Origin of the sequence: Halomonas sp. 707D4 (assembly GCF_024158685.1) — a bacterium.
Classification (GTDB): Bacteria; Pseudomonadota; Gammaproteobacteria; order Pseudomonadales; family Halomonadaceae; genus Vreelandella.
Genome location: NZ_JAMZBD010000720.1, coordinates 1 through 1,124 on the forward strand (window position 1 = coordinate 1; position 1,124 = coordinate 1,124).

Consider the following 1,124-nt stretch of genomic DNA (forward strand, 5'->3'; position numbering starts at 1 on the left):
ACCCGACGCGCCCGCCGATTCCAACCCTTGCTCTGGCCAACGATACCGGCGAGGCAGATGGCATCACCTCCGACGGCACCGTCCTGGTGGGCGGGCTCGTCGAGGGCGGCACCTGGGAGTTCAGCCTGGACGGCGGCACCACCTGGCAGGCAGGCAGCGGCGACCGTTTCGTGCTGGCCGAGGGCGACTACGCCGCCGGCGAAGTGCTGGTGCGCCAGAGCGATGCCGATGGCGTGACCAGCGGAACGCGCACCGTGGGCAGCGTCATCGTCGATACCACCGCCCCCGAGGCGCCGAGCGTGGCGCTCGGCAACGACACCGGAACCCTCGATGGCATCACTGCGGATGGCACCATGGTGATCGGCGGGCTCGAGCCCGGTGCCCTCTGGGAGGTCAGCCTGGATGGCGGGGTGAGCTGGCAGCGCGGTGTCGGCGACCGATTCATCCTGGCCGAAGGAGACTACATCGAAGGGCTGGTGCAAGTGCGCCAGATCGACCGTGCGGGCAACGTGAGCGCGCCGGTCGAACTCGGCCCGGTGACCGTCGACCTGACCGCGCCCCAGGCACCAACCCTGGCGCTCGATGGGCTCGAGGCGGGCATCACCAACGAAACCCTCGTGACCGTGGGCAACCTGGAAGCGGGGGCGCGCTGGGAATTCAGCCTGGACGGGGGTGCGAGCTGGACGGTTGGCACCGGCACGAGCTTTTCGCTGCCGGAAGGCACCTACGGCCTCGATCAGGTACAGGTGCGTCAGACCGATGGCGCGGGCAACGTAAGCCCCGCCACCGCCCTGACCCCCGTGGTGATCGACGTCACCCCGCCGGCGGTGCCTGTGATTTCCCTCGTCGCTGACAGCGCCATCACCAACGATGCCACGGTCAGCGTCGAGGGCCTGGAAGAGGGGGCTCGCTGGGAGTACAGCTTGAACGGCGGTGTCTCCTGGGTCGTCGGCGTAGGCGACAGTTTCGAGCTGCCGGAAGGACGTTACGCCGCGGGACAGATTCTGACGCGCCAGATCGATGCGGCGGGCAACGTCGGCGGTGTGGCCAGCCTCGGCGCTGTGGAGATCGATATCACGCCGCCCCCGACACCGCTTCTGACCCTGATTGATGCCGGCGACGAC

General features: G+C 68.9%; 1 protein-coding gene. It reads left to right on the forward strand.

Annotation, left to right across the window (positions count from 1 at the left end; all coding sequences use genetic code 11):
• Positions 1-1,124: hypothetical protein (locus BIS11_RS18195; protein WP_253586808.1), on the forward strand; the 1,124-nt coding region annotated here is incomplete at both ends.